Below are 19,083 nucleotides of genomic sequence, written 5' to 3' on the forward strand. Positions count from 1 at the left end.
TTAAGCCCCCTTGGCAATTTCCCTGATTCTTGTTTCAATTATATGTATATCATCCCCAGCTAAAGATCTTGGGTCGATATCAAAAAAACCTTGCTTTGTTCCATAGTCGCGTATGTAAATGGCTATCTCTCCATCACGCAATTTCTCGGCCATTTCAACTGCTGAAATACCAATGTTCGTTGAATCAATTTGAACACGTGCCCGAAAAATCGCTCTCCCAGCCTCATCTTGAACAATCGAAACATGAATTCCTTTAATTTCATTTAATGATAGCAAATTTTCTAATATTGCTCGTTCAGCGTCACTATGATCTTCTTTATGCATATATTCATCAAGTGCCTGAAGCAACCCAAAAACAGATTCTTTTCCAACCTTCATACTTCTTCCGATTCCGTGGAGATTAACTTTAATCCATTCAATATATTCCTTTTTCCCTGCAACAATTCCCGTTGTCGGTCCTTCAATCGCCTTTGATCCACTATATATAACTAAGTCGGATACTTTTACATATTTTTGCAAGTCTTCCTCTGCTGCCGCATCGATAATAAGTGGAATTGAGTGACTTTGCGCCACTTCCCATGCTTCCTCAACGGAAAGCATATTCTTTTGAACGGCATGATGTGATTTTATATAAAGAATGGCAACCGTTGAAGAAGTAATAGCTTCCTTTATGTGCTCAGCCCTGCCCTCATTGGCATATCCCACTTCAACAAGTTTACCGCCTCCAAGGAATACCATTGTTTCCACGGGTGCGCCGTATTGAACATTATGTCCTTTCAACATAATTACTTCATTTTTAGGTATTACTTCTTGATGTAACCTTTCACTTAAACGTTTATTCCCCTTTGTGATCAACCCTGCAATAGAAAGGGCGATTCCACTGGAAGCAGAATTAACAACGACAGCCGCTTCCGCTCCAAGTAGACTAGCAATATGGGTACCCGATTTATTTACAAGATCGGCGATTTCAACATAATTTTGACCACCATGCTTCATCGCCTCCATCACAGTATCAGATGGTGACGATACGCCTAAAATGCTCATTCTTCCACTTGCATTAATGACTCGCTTTAGACCATACTTTGCATTCAATGAACTCGCCATTTGCAACGACTCCCTTTGCTTTAATCATTTCTTTAGCTATACGCTGTTCTCCCTCAGAATCAACCAATGAAGTTGGATTCCTTTCGATTGTAAATAACGTTAAATTAGCCACATCACCAACTTGGATTCTACCTAACTCAGGCCTTTTCAACCATTTAGCTGCATTATAAGTAACTGCATTTATAACTTCCTGCAAGGAGTAACCTAGATATAGAAACTTTGATAACACATGAGCTAAACTGAACACAGGGCCATGCAGACGATTTCCGCGATAAATATCTGAACTAATCGTCCCTAATGGTATATTGTATTTCTTCGCAGCTTCCGCAACCTCAAACGAAAAACTTGCACTACCATGCCCAACGTCTAATTGGACACCTCTATTTATAGCTTCGATCAATACATGTAAGGGCTTACTATTTTCATGAAAAGGATTGTTCCTTTTTCCATTTAAATAATGTGTGATAATGTCGTCTTCCTTTAATAATGAAACAATCTCATCAATATTTGGAGGGCCCGAACCAATGTGAACCATAACTGGCAAAGAGGTTTCTTTTGAAAGCTGCTGTGCTATCTGAAGCGGTTGGACACCATTTTCGCCTACTACACTCTTACTAATTCGAGCTTTTAAACCGACGATATATTTTGGATGAGCTGAAATAGTTGCTAAAAGTTTTTCACGATTGATCCATTCCAAATTACTTAATTCATCTACCCGTTGTAATCCTATCTCCGATACATTTAAAAAGGCTAATAAATTCGTTTTACTAGACTCAGAGTATTGTAGTAACTTTTCAAAATCGTCTGCTCCACAACTACCTGCATCTACAACAGTAGCAACCCCTTGTTTAATACCAATTTCATCAAGTTCATCACCGTATGGAGCAAAATCAGGGAAAGCGTGCACGTGCAGATCAATCCACCCACTCGAAACGAAGAGCCCTGTACAATCAATGATGATCTTCCCAGTACCGCTTCCTCCACTTGTGATTTCCTTAATCTTTCCATTTTCAATCACTATATCTTTTATTTTCCCGTCCATAAAAACCGTATTTTTTAACACATAGGAATCTTCCAATAGCACCACCTCCATTTTACTAGTTGATCATTTTATCTATATATTACCACTTTGTTAAAAATTTTGTTATATAGTGTAGTATTTTATCTTTGAAACTATCATATCGCAGAACAGTTTTCTACCAATTCATAATTAACGTAAAACTAATTGAAATAAATTATACCCTCATTTATAATCATGTATAGACAACCGATTCATTCATATATAAAATAATGGGCATTCCCTTTACAAAAATGCAAAATGAAATATTCATTTCCCTATTATGGGGAGTGATTCACTTTTTATGACAACTCACTAATAATCTAAAAAAGGAAGATTGTCTGATGAAAAAAATCATCCCACTCCTGCTAATTGTTGGAGGCGGTTTTCTTATACTTTTTAGTGTATGGCAAATATGGCAAGGCAATCAGCTACAGGAAAAAGCCTTTCAGGAAGCAAAATCAAGAATTGAACAATCAAATCACAATAAAGAAGTCTCCGCAGATGGGACAGTTGAATTCCATGCTGAGCAGGGAGATAAAATTGGGATTTTAAAAATTCCTCGGTTAGAAAGAGAACTTCCGATTGTATACGGAGTAGATGAAGAGGAGCTTAAACAAGGAGTTGGACATTATCCAGATACCTCCTATCCCGGGCAGAAAAGCCAAATCGTTTTATCAGGACACCGTGACACTGTTTTTCGCCAATTTGGTGAACTTGAAATTGGTGACAGCTTTATTGTTGAGATGCCCTACGGAAATTATGAATATGTCATTAAAGAAACAAAAATTGTTGAAGCCGATGATCGTACTGTCATAGATCCAGCGTCCTATGACGAAGAAATGCTTACGGTCACTACATGCTATCCTTTTCATTACATTGGAAATGCTCCAGATCGATATATTGTTTATGCAACTCCGAAAGATTCATAAACAGCTAAAGAGACTGGGACAAAAGTTTTTTAACCCATGATATATCCGATTGTAGATTGTGGATTTACTCGCTCCCATATAATAGAAAAAGCAGAGATTTCCTCCGCTTTTCTTCTCATTAATCTTCGATTTTTATAACTTTTAGACAAACTGGTTTATTTACAGTTGCAATTTCACCCGTTACATGAAGCTTGCCATTTTCCCTCATTCTCATAACAACAATGTTATTCGTATGCTCATTCGCCACTAGCATATATTGATCTCCTGGTATGATGGCAAAATTGCGTGGCCATTCTCCAGCAGATGATGTTTGTGTCATTGCTTCTAGTAACCCATCTTTACCTATTTTAAAAGTAGTGATGGAATGATGTCCCCGGTTCGAAGCGTATAAATAGGTTCCAGATGCATCTATATGGATGTCCGCACAATAACTTTTCCCCTCAAATTCATCAGGTAAAGTAGAAAGAGTTTGTAAAATCTCAAGACTTGTTGCCTTTTCATTGTATGTACAAACGGTAACAGTTGAGTCTAACTCATTAACAACGTAAACTTTTCGTAACTTCGGATGAAAAGCTATATGCCTTGGTCCAGATCCTTTTGTCATTTCTATTTCATTAATAAGTAGAAGCTTGGATTGAGAACGGTCTAATTCATAAAGAAAGAGACGATCTAACCCTAAATCAGTAACTAGATATTTATTCGTGTTCGGTATGTTACGAATCGTATGCGGGTGGGAAGCAACCCCTAAGTCAACTGCCTTTTCTTTAAAGTCATGAATATCACACGCCGATTCTATGAATCCACTCGTATCCAATGGATGAACAGTGATATTCCCCTCTCCGTAATTTACGGTAAAAAGGTATTGATCATCTTTATCTACTTCTGTAAAACAAGGTGCCCAGCCGTGTACAGATCTTCTATTTAATTCTCTCAAACTCTTTGTTGGATAATCAATCTCAAAGCTAACAACCTCCCCTGCTTCCACTTCACTTACTGCATACAATCGATTTTCAACCGAATTAAGGGCGATAAACGAAGGATTTTCTATCCCAGAAAAGGATGAGACTGTTTCCAGTTTACCTTGTTCAGAATCAAATCGTAACCAATGCAACGATTCTTGCTCATTCTCTCCATAGCATCCTACAAAAACATTAAATTGGCTTGTCGTCATGATATCGATTCCTCTCATTAAATCGTTATAAGATTCCCATTTCTCAGTTATCCGGCTAAATCTAGTATACTATAAGCAGTACATGAATTCTTCTAAGTATTGTATATAGAATGTAGGATGAGCCAATATAAAGACATATGTATCTTATTGGAGGAATGCACAATGGAAAAAATCCCATTATATATGACTCATAATTTAAAGAACATAGATTTCTTTCCTCTAACCGATGGCTATAAGCTTCGTTTCTTTGAAGAAGGAGACCAAAAAAATTGGGCGGACATCGTTACTAAAACGAACGAATTTGCATCAGAAGAAAAGGCACTTCAACGATTTTCTCAAGAATTTCAACCTTTTTTAGAAGATGTTAAACATCGTATGATTTTTTTAGAAACTGTTAACGGTGAAGTCATCGGCACTTGTACAGCATGGTATGGAAGCTGGAAAGGTAAAGAAATTGGCCGCTTGCATTGGGTAGAGATTATCCCAGAACACCAAGGGAAAAAATTAGCAAAACCATTAGTTACGGCTGCCTTGAATTGTCTTCATGAATTTCATGATCAAGCATTTTTAAAAACACAAACAACAAGTCTGCCTGCTGTTCGAATGTATATTCAACTGGGGTTTATTCCTGAAATTTTGAATTCTAATGAGGAACGCGGTTGGAGATTGATTGAAGAAAGGTTAGAATGGTCTATCTTATAACCCTTGGAGCAAAGTAACCGATTTTTTCCTTCACTGTCACTTACATTTAAAATAACAAAAGCAGGTAAGAAAGATTTCAATACCTGCTTTTGTTCGTTTATTCAATTTCATCTAATAGCCTATACGCTTCTTCTGTTGATTGAACATTTAATAATTGCTCTCTAAAGTTTTCATCCATTAGCCTACGTGATAGCATTTGCAAGATCTTCAAATGGGCATCCCCGGCACTTTCTTCTGGAACAGCTATCATAAAAATAATCTTGGCGGGAGTACCATCCAAACTATTCCAATCGACTCCCTCTTTGTGTAAACCAAACGCGACTGCAGGTCTTCGTACAGCTGCAGATTTTCCATGCGGGATCGCTACATTCGTACCTATCCCCGTCGTGCTTTGGGCTTCACGATCTAAAATGGCTTGCTTATACTTCTCCTTCGATTCCACTACACCTTCAGTTGCAAATTTTTCAATTAGTTCATCAATGACGGTATCTCGAGTTGGGCTACTTAAATGAACATCGATCAGGCCCTCATTTGTAATATCTGTCAGTTTGTGAATTTCTTCTTGAGCTTCTCCTGCGGATACTACAGGTTCAGGCCCGACAGTAGAATGTACTTTGACATCTGGAACCTCTTGTACAATTTCAACATTCCTCTTTAAAAGGTTTACCATAAGGGCTGTAACAAAAATACCAACTAACACAGCAATGAAGAACATGAGAACATTATCAACCGCTCCGAGGACTGCAACAATCGGTCCACCGTGTGCAACGCGATCTCCTACATTCCCTATCATTGCAATAACTGCCCCAGTCATGGAGCCTGCCATAATACTCGGAATAACCCTGAGTGGATCTTGAGCAGCAAAAGGAATCGCTCCTTCAGTAATTCCAAACAACCCCATTGTGAAAGAGGCCTTTCCCGCTTCTCTTTCTGCAGGACGATATTTACGTCTATTTAAGAAAGTAGCTAATCCCATTCCTATTGGAGGAATACAAATCGCGACTGCAATCGGCCCCATGATTTCATAGTTTCCTTCTCCAATCATCGCTGATCCAAATAAAAATGCTACCTTATTAACTGGACCTCCCATATCAAAGGAAATCATCGCCCCCAAAATAAGTGCAAGCAGAATGGAACTTGTGCCTTGCATTCCCGCTAGCCAATCTGTTAAAGATTCAAATACTTGAGCAACAGGTGCTCCGATAAGATAAATAAAGACTGTCCCGACTACTAGCGAAGATAGAATAGGAATAATAATAATGGGCATAATCGGCTGTATCGCCTTCGGAACTTTGAGCTTTTTAACAGCAAGAGCTACATACCCCGCCAAAAATCCAGCAATAATCCCGCCTAAAAATCCAGCACCAGCTTCACTTCCATAAAAACTACCATTTGCAGCAATATAACCGCCAATAATACCCGGTGCAAGTCCCGGACGATCCGCTATGCTCACCGCGATAAAGCCTGCTAGGATCGGTACCATAAAAGTAAAGGATGCAGCACCTATACTTTCAATCCTTTTCCAAAAAGAATCTTCAGGAATGACGATTCCACCTGGCGTTTGTTCTCCACCTAGCGTAAGAGCAATTGCAATTAATAATCCACCGACTACGATAAAGGGAATCATATAAGATACACCATTCATCAAATGACGGTAAATGGGATTTTGTTTACTACCTTTCTTTCCTGTATCATCCGCTAACTTTTCAACACTACGTTCCGCCGAATTATATACAGGAACATTGCCTGATTGAAGACGGTTAATTAACTCCTCAGGCTTTCTAATCCCATCCTGGACCCCAGTTACGATTACCCTTTTCCCTGCAAAGCGCTCTTTATCAATAGCCTTATCGGCAGCAATAATAATACCATCTGCTTCGGCAATATCCTGTTCCGTTAGACCATTCTCAACACCTGTCGATCCTTGGGTTTCTACTTTAATATCGATTCCCAGCTTTTCTCCGGCCTTTTGCAAACTCTCGGCCGCCATATAAGTGTGAGCGATCCCAACTGGACAGGCTGTGACAGCTAGTATTTTCATGCATGAACCTCCTCGAATTGATCAATATAACTACATAGTGAACTTAATATTCCCTTGAATATCCAAAATAAACTATTCATTCCGCAAATATAGAGTATAAACGACTAGAACTAAAACCTTTGAATAAATTTCCTCCTTTTGGATAGAAAATAATGGTAGCAACTACATTTCTCCTATTAGTAGGTTTTTCCTTACCTTCTAATACAAGAATTAGGAATCTTACAACCAGTAAAAATTAGATAGATGATCTCAACCTCAAAGATAACGTAGAAATGACGTGAAAGAAATGAACTCATTATTGAACACTGCTTTTTTACAAAAAGTATATCCTTCTAAAAAGCGACCCACCTATACTATTTATAATCAGACAATAAAAAGAAAGAAAAACTATTTCATTTCTGTCATCACCCCCGTTTACAATGGTGAACGCTTTTTACAAAAAACATTGGAATCGGTTATAAACCAAACATTGGATTTTAAACATATTGAGTTCATTTTAATCGACGATTGTTCCACAGACCGCTCAAAGGAAATATTATTAGATTTCGAAAAAAACTATGAGAACATTATCGTAGTATCGTTAGACTGTAATTCTGGTTCACCTGGACTTCCTCGTAATATTGGGATTGAGTTAGCCAGTTCACCCTATATCACATTTCTAGATGCGGATGATTGGCTAGATCCTAATGGTTTACTAACACTTTATAAGATTGCTGAAGAAACAGGCGACCCTTATGTTGTAGGCAAAACCATTCAAGTGGAAAATGGGGGAACAAAAGTTGTCGGTGAACACCAATCCTGTAGGGAAAGAAGAAGCGTCTCCCCTTTTTCCATCCCGCATATTTTCCACCATCTTGGTCCAACTGCAAGAATAATACGGACCAACTTTATTAAAGAGCAGCAGATCCAATTCCCTGAGATGAAATTTGCTGAAGATAAGCAATTCTTTATAGATGTACTAACTCATTGTAAAACGATCTCAACGACAACCAAGCCTGTTTATTATATAAATCGGTTAGATGACACAAGAAAAACGCGATTAACTAACCAAACAAATATTCTTCAAAAAACCAATTGCAATTTACAAGTCGTTCAATATATTCTAAGTCGAAAATTAGATATTGAAATTGAAAAAATGGTTGTAAACCGAATATTTGAATTTGATTTATTGAGGCGGTTTTTTACAACTCCACATTTTCAAAACACTAGGTTAAAACTGCTGTATTACTATAAATTCAAGCAAACTTTAAAAATAACTAGGAAATTAACCTATAATTTCTCGGAGAATTTCTTACAACCGATTAATAAGATCATATATGATTTGATCCTTGATGGTAAGTATGGAATGGTTACAAGATTGTTGGATTGGGATAGATCGATGAAGGTGAAAGAAGTAGTGATAAAAAATCAAAAGCCATATTTCGTCATCCCCTTTATGGAAGGGAAACATAAGTATATTCCTTTGCCCTTATACATCACTTTTACAAAGCACTTTTGCCAAGGAGACCATTACATGCTGCACTTTCAAGTATACGGCGAGGATAAGCACTCCATAACAGATGTATTAATTCGCGATGGGAAAAATGCTCATAATGAGTACATCTTGCCTGTCACTATAAAAAAGAACGGAACAGGAGTGATCAAGTTAAAATTAGATTCGTTAAGGAACTTACCATCCGCACATTACTCTATTTTCGTGAGGTATAATGATTATATGAAAATAAACATTAGACAACTAATTAAGAATGAAATTAAACATCGTTTGGAAAATAGAGAATTTACCTTTTATCATTCCGCTTTTTCCAATGTTGCTCTTAAAATAAAGTGAAACTTCAATAAGCGAGGCTCTACAGCCAATTAGTATAGGGAAAAGGAACACTAGATAGTTTTGCGGCATGCGTGCGGGTTGTACAAAGCTAATCGTATATACTGCATCATTCTTTTAAGGAATAGAAACGATAAGAGTACTTTGACAAATTGTCTAGTACTCTTTAAGTATCGTCTCTGATATTGTTCCTGCATTCTTTAAGTATTCTTCAAAGTCATCACTAGACAATGGTTTACTGAAAAAATATCCTTGCCCAACATTACATCCATCTTCATTGAGTACGGCCATTTGTTTTTGAGTTTCGATTCCCTCAGCAACTACATTTAATCCAAGGGTTTGGGCTAATGTCAAAACCGCTTTGACGATTGCTTTACTTTCTTCATTTTGATCAATATCACTAATAAAGGAACGATCTACTTTCAATGTATCTACAGGTAAATATTTGATATAGCTAAAAGAACTATACCCTGTACCAAAGTCATCAATGGAAATCTGAATGCCTAAATCTCTGATTTCTTGAAGAACACGGGCTGAATGGTGGTTATCAGCAAACACACTCTCTGTCACTTCTAATTCTATCCACTTTGGATCCAAATTCGTTTCCTTGATAATATCGATAACTTTATCAACAAAATCTGGAGCTTCTAATTGTCGAACAGATATGTTTACAGATGCAACAAGCGGTGAAAGTCCTTGATCTTGCCAACGTTTATTTTGTTCACATACTTCCTTTAGTATCCATTCCCCAAGCGGTACGATTAATCCCGTCTCCTCAGCCATCGGGATAAAGCGATCAGGGGCAATTCTCCCTAGCTCTGGATGGATCCATCTTACAAGGGCTTCTACACCAATCAATTTCCCCTCAGAAAAATTTAATTTTGGTTGATAATCAATATAGAATTGTTCTTTTTGAATAGCTTTCCCTAATTCATTTTCAAGTAGAATCTTCTCCAAAGACTTCTCTTCCATCTCTGGTTGATATAAAGCAAAGCCATTCCGTCCGCGTTTCTTTACAGAATAAAGGGCTGTATCTGACTTTGTTAACAGTTCATCCGCTGTTTTCCCATTTTCAGGATAAAGTGCGATTCCCATGCTACATGTAAGTGTATACGGTTGATTATTAATTTCGATCGGTTCTTGTAAAGCTTTTTGAATCTTCTCCGCGCTTGCCAAAGCATCCTTTTCGCTTTGAATATTCGTTAACATCACTGTAAATTCATCCCCGCCTAAACGGGCAATAAGATCATAAGAACGGAGAGCCTTTTTAATTCTCGTTGCTACTTCCGTTAAAATATAGTCTCCAGCGTCATGCCCCCAGGAATCATTCACATATTTAAATCGATCAACATCAATGAACATAACAGCAATTTTTGTAGGTTGATCATTCCAAGTAATTTCTTTTCGAAGCTGATTCATGAATAAACGCCTATTTGGCAAATCCGTCAAAGAATCATGGTAAGCAAGATGATAAATTCTTTGCTCAGATTTTTTTCGTTCCGTAATATCTCGCATGACTAAGACCATGTTTCCTTTTGAAGAAGATTCCTCCATTATAAGATTAATCGTCGTTTCAACATCGATAAGGCGACCTCGGCTATTTCGAATTTGAAATTCTAATTGCGAAGAGACCCTTTTTTTATCTGCTAACATATCAATTTCTTTTTCTACACGTTTTCGATCCTTTTCATCGATCCAATCATAGATTTTTCCGGACTTCAAATTATCTAACGAAACACCTAACAGCCCTCTATGTGAGGGAGAGACATATTGAAAATTCCCTTCTTGATCAATAACGGATATTAAATCAGACGAATTTTCCGTAATCAAGCGATATTTTTCTTCGCTATTCTTTATTTCCTCTTCCATTTGTTTCTTCTTTGTAATATCATTACGAATTGCAATATATTGATAGGGCTTTCCTCGTTCGTTTAAAAAAGGAACGATCGTCGTATCGACCCAATAATAAGTCCCATCTTTTGCCCGATTGCGAATTTCTCCGCGCCAAGTATGGCCTCTGCCAATGGTTGCCCACATCTCTTTGAAAAATTCATGAGGATGATATTGGGAATTCAAAATTCGATGATCTTGACCAATTAATTCATCACGCTCATACTTTGAAATCTTCGTTAATAAATCATTTACATATAAAATTATTCCGCGTCGATCTGTAATGGCAACGATAGATGATTGATCTAGCGCAAATTTAATATCAGCCAATTCTTTCAGTGAGTCTTGGATTTTCGTAGGTTGATCCTGAAGCATATCCTCCGCGTTTTTAAATTGTTCATGATGCATTATCCTCACCTCTATAATCATGCCTTTTGGCAAATTACTCTATTTAGATAATAGCATGAGAGAATAGAGTTTAAAATAATATGATTTGATAGAAAAGAGAACTTTCACTCCACTCGAAAATATTTTTTCAAATGTTTGACAAATATTACCGTCATGATATGCTAAAGAAAATAAAATCATTTTGTTTCTACTAGGGGTGCCTTTGAAAGGCTGAGACTAAAGTGAACTTTAGGACTCTTGGAACCTGAACTGGTTAATACCAGCGGAGGGAAGTGGAATCGCTTATTTTCGTCATATCGACAACTAATTGTTTCATTTATAAGCGACAATACCTTCCTGCTTGTTCCATTGGAAACAATGATTACAAGGAGGATTTTATTATGCGTTTTACAGATACTTTAAAGAAGGCAACAGGAGAAAGCTGGAAACTAAGTTTAAACCATCCCTTTGTCCTTGGGATTAAAAATGGAGATCTACCTTTAGAGACTTTTAAGTTTTATATTCTCCAAGACATCTACTATTTGAAACATTATGGAAAGATCCATGCAATGGCTGCTGCTCAAGCGGATGATTTTTCACATACAGCCATGCTTGCCGAAAAAGCTAAGCTAACTGCTCAGGCGGAACTGACAGTACATAACGAGCATGCAAAAATTCTTAACATTTCGGATAGGGAAATGGAAAACTTCCAACCCGCTCCAACAGCCTATGCTTATACTTCTCACTTATACAGGGCGGCCCTTTCTGGCAGTTTCGGTCAAACAATAGCGGCCATGCTTCCTTGTTATTGGCTGTACGCCGATATTGGCAAGACTTATCAAGACGCGAAGCCAAAAGAACCAATCTATCAGAACTGGCTTGCTACTTATGCAAGCGACTGGTTTCAAACTTCTACACAAGAACAGATCGACCTATTGGATCAGATTGCGGAAGAAGTAAGTGAAAAGGAAAGAGAAAAGATTAAGGAACAGTTCATTATTGCTAAGGAGTATGAATTGGCTTTTTGGGAAATGGCGTATACGAAAGAAACGTGGCTCTCTAATAAACGGGCCGCTTTAATTTAGAGTGAAAGTAAGTAGCTAAGCTACTTACTTCTCTTTTTTATTCTATTCATCAGGAATCGAGGTTTGTTCTTAGTTACTCTAATTGGTCAATCAACCTATCTGCACCAGATGTAAGGGCCTTATAAGCTTCATCAAAAATTTGCCCTTCTTTCTTTTGATGATCCAATAAATAGTTTAATCCCTTTAAATGCTTTACAACTTTTTCTTCCTCACCCTTTTGTTCATATAGCTCTAAAGCCGTTAGATGAACACCTAAAGCACGTTTACTAGTCGCCGTAAAGTCACCAGCTGCATCGTAATACTCTACCAACTCTTTTAGATCAGTTACACTCGAAATTGGATGCTCCTTTTGATAGACTCTTACATAATCTACCTTCATAGTTGTTCGATCTCCCCAGCGGGTTGTCTCATTAACATTTTCAGCCCATCCACCTCCAGTTGCAACGTTTAATATTAAATAGAAATTCCTGTTAAATGGTGCAGGATATTCCCTTTCTTTAATATCGCCGCTTTCTGAATCAATCACCCAGTTCTTCCAATCACGAATTTCCGCAACTAACTGATCATCAACATAAAAGCTGAGCCTATCTGGTTCCCATTCCAAAGAATATACGTGATAGTCATCATAATAAGTTCCACGATCTATCGTCAATGTGCTGCCGCCATTAAAATAATAACTAGTATTGTAAACTCCAGAATGAACCGTAGACCAGACTCTGTTAGGTTGTTGGGAAATTAGTTCCATAATATCGATCTCACCTGCCATTGGCCATCCGTAATCCGGATTTGCAGGCATCATCCAAATAGCTGGCCACATACCAGTTTCACTAGGGATCTTTGCTCTAACATCAACTCTCCCATATCTAAAATCAAACTTATTTTCAGTAGAAATAGCACCAGATGTAGAACTGAAATTACCATCGCCCTCATATTTCTTCGCTTGAATGTGCAGATTTCCATCCTTTACCCAAATATTTTCACCTTCACCAACGACATTAGCGTAATGATGAGTTCCATTTTCAGGAGTAGTACGCAACGCCCACTTTTCATTATCAATTTCAGCCGAATCAAATTCATCATTAAATATGAGGCGCATATTTTCATACTCCTTAATATCTTCCGTATTACTGATTACTGGATCTGTGAAGTGTAATTGCGTATTGGCCCAATCGCCATAACTAGAGGCATTTCCATTCTCACTATCAACTACTAATTTAAGTTTTTGAGCTGCTTGAATATGTACTCTAACATATTCCATCGGGGTTGTATGTTTCATCGCCTTACTTTTGTATTTAAGTTCATCATCAACATAAATTTTAAATTGAATTGATGCATTAGGATCAGTCGTTTTGCTATCAACTCCGACCCATGTCGTAAGATATTTATAATCCAACCCAGATACATCATAAACGATCTCCGAGTTTGCATGAATTCCAATACCTTTTTCAAATTCAACAGGTTTTCTATTATTGTCTGTAAGTGTTATTGTACCCCCATCTGCTGAAGCATCTTTTTGTGGAAGCTCACCCTGTCCACTGATAGCACTCTCCCATTCTATTTCGGATAAATATATAGAAACATTATCAATACCTTCTGCGTTTAAAGATTTCGGCTGAACAAAAATGGTGAAAAGAATACTCAAAAGCATTAATGATAACCCTACATTCCTAGCGAAGGATTTCCTTTTACTCATTTCCACAAACGCTCCTTTAAACAAAATTTATATCCATAATGATTGACTCAACTTCTTTAGAAACGAAAATCCTTTTTAATGGTTTTATCCTTCTTACGAAACGGATTTTCCCTTTTTGTGAGTTCAAGATATTTGACTCAAAAAGTTCCAAGTTTATTATTTGAACCTTTGTACGGTCCAGAGATCCACAAAAAATACTTTTCCTACTTGATGCCTTGAGAAAAACGCCTTGTGCTAGCGCTTACCTCCCCGTTAATCCTAATTTTAATAGACTATAAGTTATACCATTACTCACCTCCTTAAATAACCTTTATTCTTTGTATTAACTGATTGGATTTTTCGTTAATTCCTACCTTTAATGATCGTCTGGACGTTATGGGCGATTTATGAACGGTATATAAAAACAATTGGTTAAACTACAGTAGTGAAAATCATTAGCCTGTTCGCTAATCGTTCTTGATGAGAATCTTGAAATGTGAATACTGTGGGATATATCTTGAGGAATATAATGGAATTGCATATTAAAGTTAAACCTAACTCCATGCACAAAAAGAAAATACATTGTACAAACTGGGATAACTAAATATTTGTAATAAATACAATCTTATATGGGGTAATTTAAAAAGTAAACTGATTTTACCATTAATTTCCAAAAGGGGGATAATATCCTATACCCTTTAACCTAATTATAGTCTAGTCGATATGGACCTGATACCGAATAATTAGCCAAACGAATTGAAAACTAGTGTGAGCGACTTGTGGAAGAAACAAGTGAGGAGGAGAGGAAGTTAGTCAAAGCAAAATGCACAATCACTAATATCTATAAGTCAGTTTTTGAAAGTTCACGTATAATCGCGCTACTATGATTTAGATTGAGGAAATAAATAACCTAGGCTACTTATTCCCTCCCCTTTATTCAATTCACACTCGGCGACCCTCCGGCTGATGCTCTGGTTGCTCATATACTACAGTGCCATCATTTTGGCGAATCCACGTTTCAAAATCCCGCTCGCCCTCTTTCAATTTAATGACCCGTGCCCCTGTTGGGAAATGATCATTACGAACACCGTCTAAATAGCTTACATATTTTGTAGACCGACCATAACAGAGCCGAATACCGTGAAAAGTACTACAAAAATCATTAGCATGATCATGGCCGACAAACGTACCCATTACATCTCCCATTTCCACCATGGCTGAGAAGAACCCTGAATTTAACGCCGGGCTACTACACACACCATCTAACCGCTGCCCGTGACTAACATGGAAATCCCATGCATCATTATATTCTGGTAGTGGTATATGAAAAAAGGAAAGTGCTGGTAATGGTTCCCCGCCATTCTGCTCAGTGAATTCCTGGGACTCAGAAACATACCAGTTAATCTGATCTCTCCGAATCCAGTCATATCCTCCATAAGGCGAGTAATCTCCACTATCTAAAAAGTAGAGCACAGCCCCCACTTCTTCTTGATTACTTAAAATTGACAATGTGAAGTTACCAGCTCCACTTACTCCTGAAGGATCTTCTTTAGCGACACAAAATTCATGTTCAAGCTGAAGCTTATGCATTGCTTTCCTCGAAACACTTCCTTCTGAATCATGGTTGCCAAACACAGCAGCCCACGGAGTCCGACTTTCTTCGGCAATGGAAACTGCGTTACGAAAGGATTGTATCGGATCTTTCGTTCTTGCACTGGCAATAACATCTCCACAAAACACAATCAAATCCGGTTGTTCCTCACGAATAACCATCTCCATTAACCGGCGAGTATCTTCGTCCAATTTAGGTGAATCAGGATCATAATCAAACTTATCGATAAACTCTATATCTGAAAATTGGACAATTACAAATGTGCCATCGTTACGAAACTTTAAGTTATCTTTCATCTTCGATTTCCCCCCATTTATAGACACTATGATAATTCTCCACTTGTACGGAATTTTCCTACCTTTATACGCAAATTTCTTTAATCCGATTAAATAGAAAAAACTCATCCCCCTTCGTCAAAAAACTGTTAGGCTTGTGTCTTACTTTCTCTTGCCTTAATAGATAACTAAGTTGGAAATTTTGTTTGAAAAACTCTATTTTGTGTTATAATAAAAGTAATTTAGCATACATTAAAAAAGACCTTTCCAGTGTGACAGCACCGAAAAGGTCGATTAATAGAATCGCTTCAAAAGCGATCAGCAATATTGCAGAAATAGTCCGCTCCTTGCTGCTAGGCTCAGGGCGGATTATTTCTTATGTGAAAGTGCGATAACAGCTACGATTAGACTTGCAAAGCTAATCATTAAAACCAAAGCCTGGAATACACTCACTAGCAGCACCTCCTCTCTGTCTGAAACTTCCATGACAGGGACGAAAAACAGGTGCTGACCGCCCTTGAAAAACCTATTCTATTAATAAAACTATACCATAAAACCAATGGTGATTAGCTATAGAACGGAAATGAGGAAAGATAACTTTATTAAATAAGTCTTGAGCAAAGTATCGTCCTTCTCCTCTTGTCTAGAGACTTGATTCTTTAACACGCTTTTTTACAACCGAATAAAATAATAAACCAAGCATTAGGATCGTTTGTCCTATGAACACAACTGCATCCCAAAAAGAGGAACTCCCTGCAGGATCAGTTAGATTAGAAAAAATAAGTGAGTACGCGTAAAAGACTTGAGGTAAAAAGTAAATAGCAAATAAACTAAATGTAAGCAATATGCCACATATATACAGCACACTATATAAGCGAATAGTTTTCGTCTCTCCCTGAAATGCTGCGGTTGTGGGATCGTACTTTATAAAAGGTATCCATTTGCTTAAATACTGTTTCCCATTTTCCATCAGATTGTAACAACCAGTTACATTTTCAAAGAAATAATAAACATCTGTTTTCATATAAAAACAGCATTGATATATCGTTTTAATAAATAGATCAAAGATTACGATCCCTAAAATTCCAATAAAAATGGCTCCACTTTCTGGAAAGAGAATTTTTATAGTAAATGCGATAAAAATAAGCGACTGTTCCAAGGCCATCCCTGCAAAATATAAGACATTTCTTTGCCTTGAGGGCAGTTTCCATGCCGAGGTTAAGTCTGTTTCAAACACAACGAATAACAGCCGATTCCCGATATCTAATTTAGCAGGCAAGTTGTGGGCACGTATCGCAAAAACATGGCCAAACTCATGAATGATTATTAATATGAAGGAAACGGCCATATAAGTAACCATATTCAGTACCATAGAATCAAATAAAAAAATATCTTTATAGGTTGGGATAAGGTTTGGATTCATTACTGCTAAAATAACATTTAACAAAAAGAAAAGTATGAAAATCTTATTGGTCACCTTATTAAATATGATTTGCCCCACCTTAGGTGAAATCCATTGAAGTCCTCCTAGCGATCGGCCCCTTTCCTGTCTCCTTATTCTTTCACCATCTACCTCTTCAACGAGACCAAGGTCGATCAGCTGCTCAGCAAATTCAATCATATTCACTTCTTCATTTGGATAATTCGCCTTTAATATAACCTCGATATCTCCAAGCATTTCACCCTTATCGATCATCTCAATCGCATCAATACAAATTTTTGGCATTTCAAAAAAGTCACCTGAAGAAGGGTCTTCGACAATATAATGTTTTTTATCTTTTTGAATAGATAGAGGGCATAATATTAGTTGAGATTGTGAGGATAAAACCAAAACTCGCACCACCAATCGGTAAATATGAAAATAGGGTGCTAATCAAATAGCACCCTGTTCTAATTAATGTTGTGGAACAAGCCAGCACCACCAGCAAGTAACTTTAATTTTCTTTAATTTACGGATTTTCATGGATATTCTCCCCCCTTAGTATATATTGTGACTATCATTTAGAATGATAGTCTTTATGGAAGTCGACCCAACTAGGATATACTTGCTGAAAAGTATTTACCAATTGCGGGTCAAACTGAGTCCCTTTTCCATCAAGAATACGTTTATACGCTTCTTCAAAAGAAAGTGCTGATCGATACGATCTTGAAGATGTCATAGCATCAAAGGCATCTGCAATAGCCGTAATTCTTGCAAGTAGAGGGATTTCATCTCGCTCTAACCCATCTGGGTAACCTTTACCATCCCATCGCTCATGGTGATGATATATAACATCAATGTTTCCATCTATTCCTTCAACGCCTTGAACGGCTTTTGCTCCTACGGCAGGATGAGTCTTAATTAATTCATACTCTTCGTCCGTTAATTTACTAGGCTTCGTTAAAATGGAATCGGGAATATTTACTTTACCTATGTCATGTAATAGACAAGCATAATAGAAATGTTTAAGTTCATAGTCTTTAAACTTTCCCGTAGCTTTTGCAAGACTCATTGCATACTCAGCTACACGCTCACTGTGACCGCGAGTGTATGGATCCTTAAGTTCAAGGGTAGCAATAACTCCTTTAACTATGCCCTCAATTTGCAGGTCATAAGATTGCTTGAGCGCCTCTACATAATTTAAAAAGCGATGAAGAAGAATGTAAGCAATAATAGACAAAATGAAATTGAATAATATCGGAATTAAAACAACATGGTCATGAAGGATTAATCCCAATAATATATATTTAAAGATAGATCCAATTGAAACTAAATAGAAAAAACGTTTATTAATAAATATTGGTGAAAACAAAATAATAACTAACTCGACTAAGTTCCCACTACTATAGGAAATATCACTACCCCAATAGTACCAAATATCGGTTAACAAGTTAACAGAAATATAAGTTAAAAATAAAATATATTTTATAGATTCAGGCTTATTTTTCTTTATTAAATAAACTGTTATAGGAATTAGACCAAATATAACGATATATTTTATATAATTTATATCGAGTCCAGCCGAATTTGTAAAATCACCTGACCACGGAGTGATTGGCAAAAGATAATAATAAAACAAATCATAAAAGAAGAAAACAATATAAAATAGCCACAAAAATAATATAGTAGACCGCTTTTCCTCCTGTAATAAGGACATACGGAGTGATTTTTTCTGCATGTTTTTACCTCACTTATATTTAACCAACTAGGTAATAACTATAAATAGGAGATATGATCGCTATTTACATTGATAAGATGATAAAACATTTCCTCCTGCAAAGGTCATGATTTTAAATCTTGCAAATTATACTAGTCTTATATAGTATAGGCCATTTGGAGGAATACTGTAA

The 19,083-nt window shown here is 37.0% G+C and carries 14 protein-coding genes and 1 riboswitch; of the genes, 4 read left to right on the plus strand and 10 right to left on the minus strand.

All coding sequences use genetic code 11. The features are described from left to right. Complete coding sequence (locus BN1243_RS13310) at positions 1 to 1,104, minus strand: DgaE family pyridoxal phosphate-dependent ammonia lyase (RefSeq protein ID WP_062107550.1); 1,104 nt, start codon at positions 1,102 to 1,104, stop codon at positions 1 to 3. Continuing rightward, on the minus strand, positions 1,058 to 2,182 hold the full coding sequence (locus BN1243_RS13315) for an amidohydrolase/deacetylase family metallohydrolase (protein ID WP_062107552.1): 1,125 nt from the start codon (positions 2,180 to 2,182) through the stop codon (positions 1,058 to 1,060). The genes BN1243_RS13310 and BN1243_RS13315 overlap by 47 nt, the downstream gene beginning before the upstream one ends. 323 nt (positions 2,183 to 2,505) lie before the next feature. Here BN1243_RS13315 and BN1243_RS13320 point away from each other — a divergent pair, with 323 nt between their 5' ends. Further along, positions 2,506 to 3,093: a class D sortase gene (locus BN1243_RS13320; protein ID WP_062107554.1), complete on the plus strand. Its 588-nt coding sequence runs from the start codon at positions 2,506 to 2,508 to the stop codon at positions 3,091 to 3,093. Positions 3,094 to 3,211: 118 nt separating this feature from the next. Here the strand turns inward: BN1243_RS13320 and BN1243_RS13325 are convergent, their stop codons facing one another. Next, positions 3,212 to 4,264 (minus strand): lactonase family protein, encoded by a 1,053-nt coding sequence (locus tag BN1243_RS13325; protein WP_062107555.1) that lies wholly within the window; start codon positions 4,262 to 4,264, stop codon positions 3,212 to 3,214. A gap of 162 nt (positions 4,265 to 4,426) precedes the next feature. Here BN1243_RS13325 and BN1243_RS13330 point away from each other — a divergent pair, with 162 nt between their 5' ends. Further along, a complete protein-coding gene (locus BN1243_RS13330) occupies positions 4,427 to 4,966 on the plus strand; it encodes a GNAT family N-acetyltransferase (protein ID WP_062107557.1) in 540 nt (179 codons plus the stop codon). A 97-nt stretch (positions 4,967 to 5,063) separates the two neighbouring features. Here the strand turns inward: BN1243_RS13330 and BN1243_RS13335 are convergent, their stop codons facing one another. Beyond that, a complete protein-coding gene (locus BN1243_RS13335) occupies positions 5,064 to 7,007 on the minus strand; it encodes a PTS fructose transporter subunit IIABC (protein ID WP_062107560.1) in 1,944 nt (647 codons plus the stop codon). A gap of 286 nt (positions 7,008 to 7,293) precedes the next feature. Here BN1243_RS13335 and BN1243_RS13340 point away from each other — a divergent pair, with 286 nt between their 5' ends. Continuing rightward, a complete protein-coding gene (locus BN1243_RS13340; protein WP_154669857.1) occupies positions 7,294 to 8,835 on the plus strand; it encodes a glycosyltransferase family 2 protein in 1,542 nt (513 codons plus the stop codon). 153 nt (positions 8,836 to 8,988) lie between these two features. Here the strand turns inward: BN1243_RS13340 and BN1243_RS13345 are convergent, their stop codons facing one another. Next, positions 8,989 to 11,130 (minus strand): sensor domain-containing protein, encoded by a 2,142-nt coding sequence (locus BN1243_RS13345; RefSeq protein WP_062107563.1) that lies wholly within the window; start codon positions 11,128 to 11,130, stop codon positions 8,989 to 8,991. 182 nt (positions 11,131 to 11,312) lie between these two features. Further along, a riboswitch (TPP riboswitch) is annotated at positions 11,313 to 11,418 on the plus strand. 92 nt (positions 11,419 to 11,510) lie between these two features. Between BN1243_RS13345 and tenA the strand changes: the two genes are divergently transcribed. After that, positions 11,511 to 12,194, plus strand: coding sequence for a thiaminase II (gene tenA / locus BN1243_RS13350; protein ID WP_062107565.1), 684 nt, complete (start codon positions 11,511 to 11,513; stop codon positions 12,192 to 12,194). Between the two features lie 73 nt (positions 12,195 to 12,267). On the opposite strand, the gene BN1243_RS13355 is transcribed toward tenA, so the two are convergent. The 5 genes from BN1243_RS13355 to BN1243_RS13370 form a co-directional block, all read right to left on the minus strand. After that, complete coding sequence (locus BN1243_RS13355) at positions 12,268 to 13,887, minus strand: NPCBM/NEW2 domain-containing protein (RefSeq protein WP_062107568.1); 1,620 nt, start codon at positions 13,885 to 13,887, stop codon at positions 12,268 to 12,270. Between the two features lie 921 nt (positions 13,888 to 14,808). Next, positions 14,809 to 15,774, minus strand: coding sequence for a metallophosphoesterase family protein (locus tag BN1243_RS13360; protein WP_062107575.1), 966 nt, complete (start codon positions 15,772 to 15,774; stop codon positions 14,809 to 14,811). 348 nt (positions 15,775 to 16,122) lie between these two features. Continuing rightward, positions 16,123 to 16,239, minus strand: coding sequence for a putative holin-like toxin (locus tag BN1243_RS23070; protein ID WP_407638860.1), 117 nt, complete (start codon positions 16,237 to 16,239; stop codon positions 16,123 to 16,125). A gap of 157 nt (positions 16,240 to 16,396) precedes the next feature. Then, positions 16,397 to 17,584, minus strand: a complete 1,188-nt coding sequence (locus tag BN1243_RS13365; RefSeq protein ID WP_062107577.1) for a hypothetical protein — start codon at positions 17,582 to 17,584, stop codon at positions 16,397 to 16,399. A 166-nt stretch (positions 17,585 to 17,750) separates the two neighbouring features. Beyond that, positions 17,751 to 18,911: an HD-GYP domain-containing protein gene (locus BN1243_RS13370; RefSeq protein WP_062107579.1), complete on the minus strand. Its 1,161-nt coding sequence runs from the start codon at positions 18,909 to 18,911 to the stop codon at positions 17,751 to 17,753. Positions 18,912 to 19,083: the final 172 nt, after the last annotated feature.

Source organism: Bacillus niameyensis (genome assembly GCF_001375535.1).
GTDB lineage: Bacteria > Bacillota > Bacilli > Bacillales > Bacillaceae_C > Lederbergia > Lederbergia niameyensis.

Excerpts from the sequence above, each read along its gene's own strand:
- BN1243_RS13310 (WP_062107550.1), bottom strand. The coding sequence starts at position 1,104 with ATGGCGAGTTCATTGAATGCAAAGTATGGTCTAAAGCGAGTCATTAAT.
- BN1243_RS13320 (WP_062107554.1), top strand. The coding sequence starts at position 2,506 with ATGAAAAAAATCATCCCACTCCTGCTAATTGTTGGAGGCGGTTTTCTT.
- BN1243_RS13325 (WP_062107555.1), bottom strand. The coding sequence starts at position 4,264 with ATGACGACAAGCCAATTTAATGTTTTTGTAGGATGCTATGGAGAGAAT.
- BN1243_RS13330 (WP_062107557.1), top strand. The coding sequence starts at position 4,427 with ATGGAAAAAATCCCATTATATATGACTCATAATTTAAAGAACATAGAT.
- BN1243_RS13335 (WP_062107560.1), bottom strand. The coding sequence starts at position 7,007 with ATGAAAATACTAGCTGTCACAGCCTGTCCAGTTGGGATCGCTCACACT.
- BN1243_RS13340 (WP_154669857.1), top strand. The coding sequence starts at position 7,294 with ATGAACTCATTATTGAACACTGCTTTTTTACAAAAAGTATATCCTTCT.
- BN1243_RS13345 (WP_062107563.1), bottom strand. The coding sequence starts at position 11,130 with ATGCATCATGAACAATTTAAAAACGCGGAGGATATGCTTCAGGATCAA.
- tenA (WP_062107565.1), top strand. The coding sequence starts at position 11,511 with ATGCGTTTTACAGATACTTTAAAGAAGGCAACAGGAGAAAGCTGGAAA.
- BN1243_RS13355 (WP_062107568.1), bottom strand. The coding sequence starts at position 13,887 with ATGAGTAAAAGGAAATCCTTCGCTAGGAATGTAGGGTTATCATTAATG.
- BN1243_RS13360 (WP_062107575.1), bottom strand. The coding sequence starts at position 15,774 with ATGAAAGATAACTTAAAGTTTCGTAACGATGGCACATTTGTAATTGTC.
- BN1243_RS23070 (WP_407638860.1), bottom strand. The coding sequence starts at position 16,239 with ATGGAAGTTTCAGACAGAGAGGAGGTGCTGCTAGTGAGTGTATTCCAG.
- BN1243_RS13370 (WP_062107579.1), bottom strand. The coding sequence starts at position 18,911 with ATGCAGAAAAAATCACTCCGTATGTCCTTATTACAGGAGGAAAAGCGG.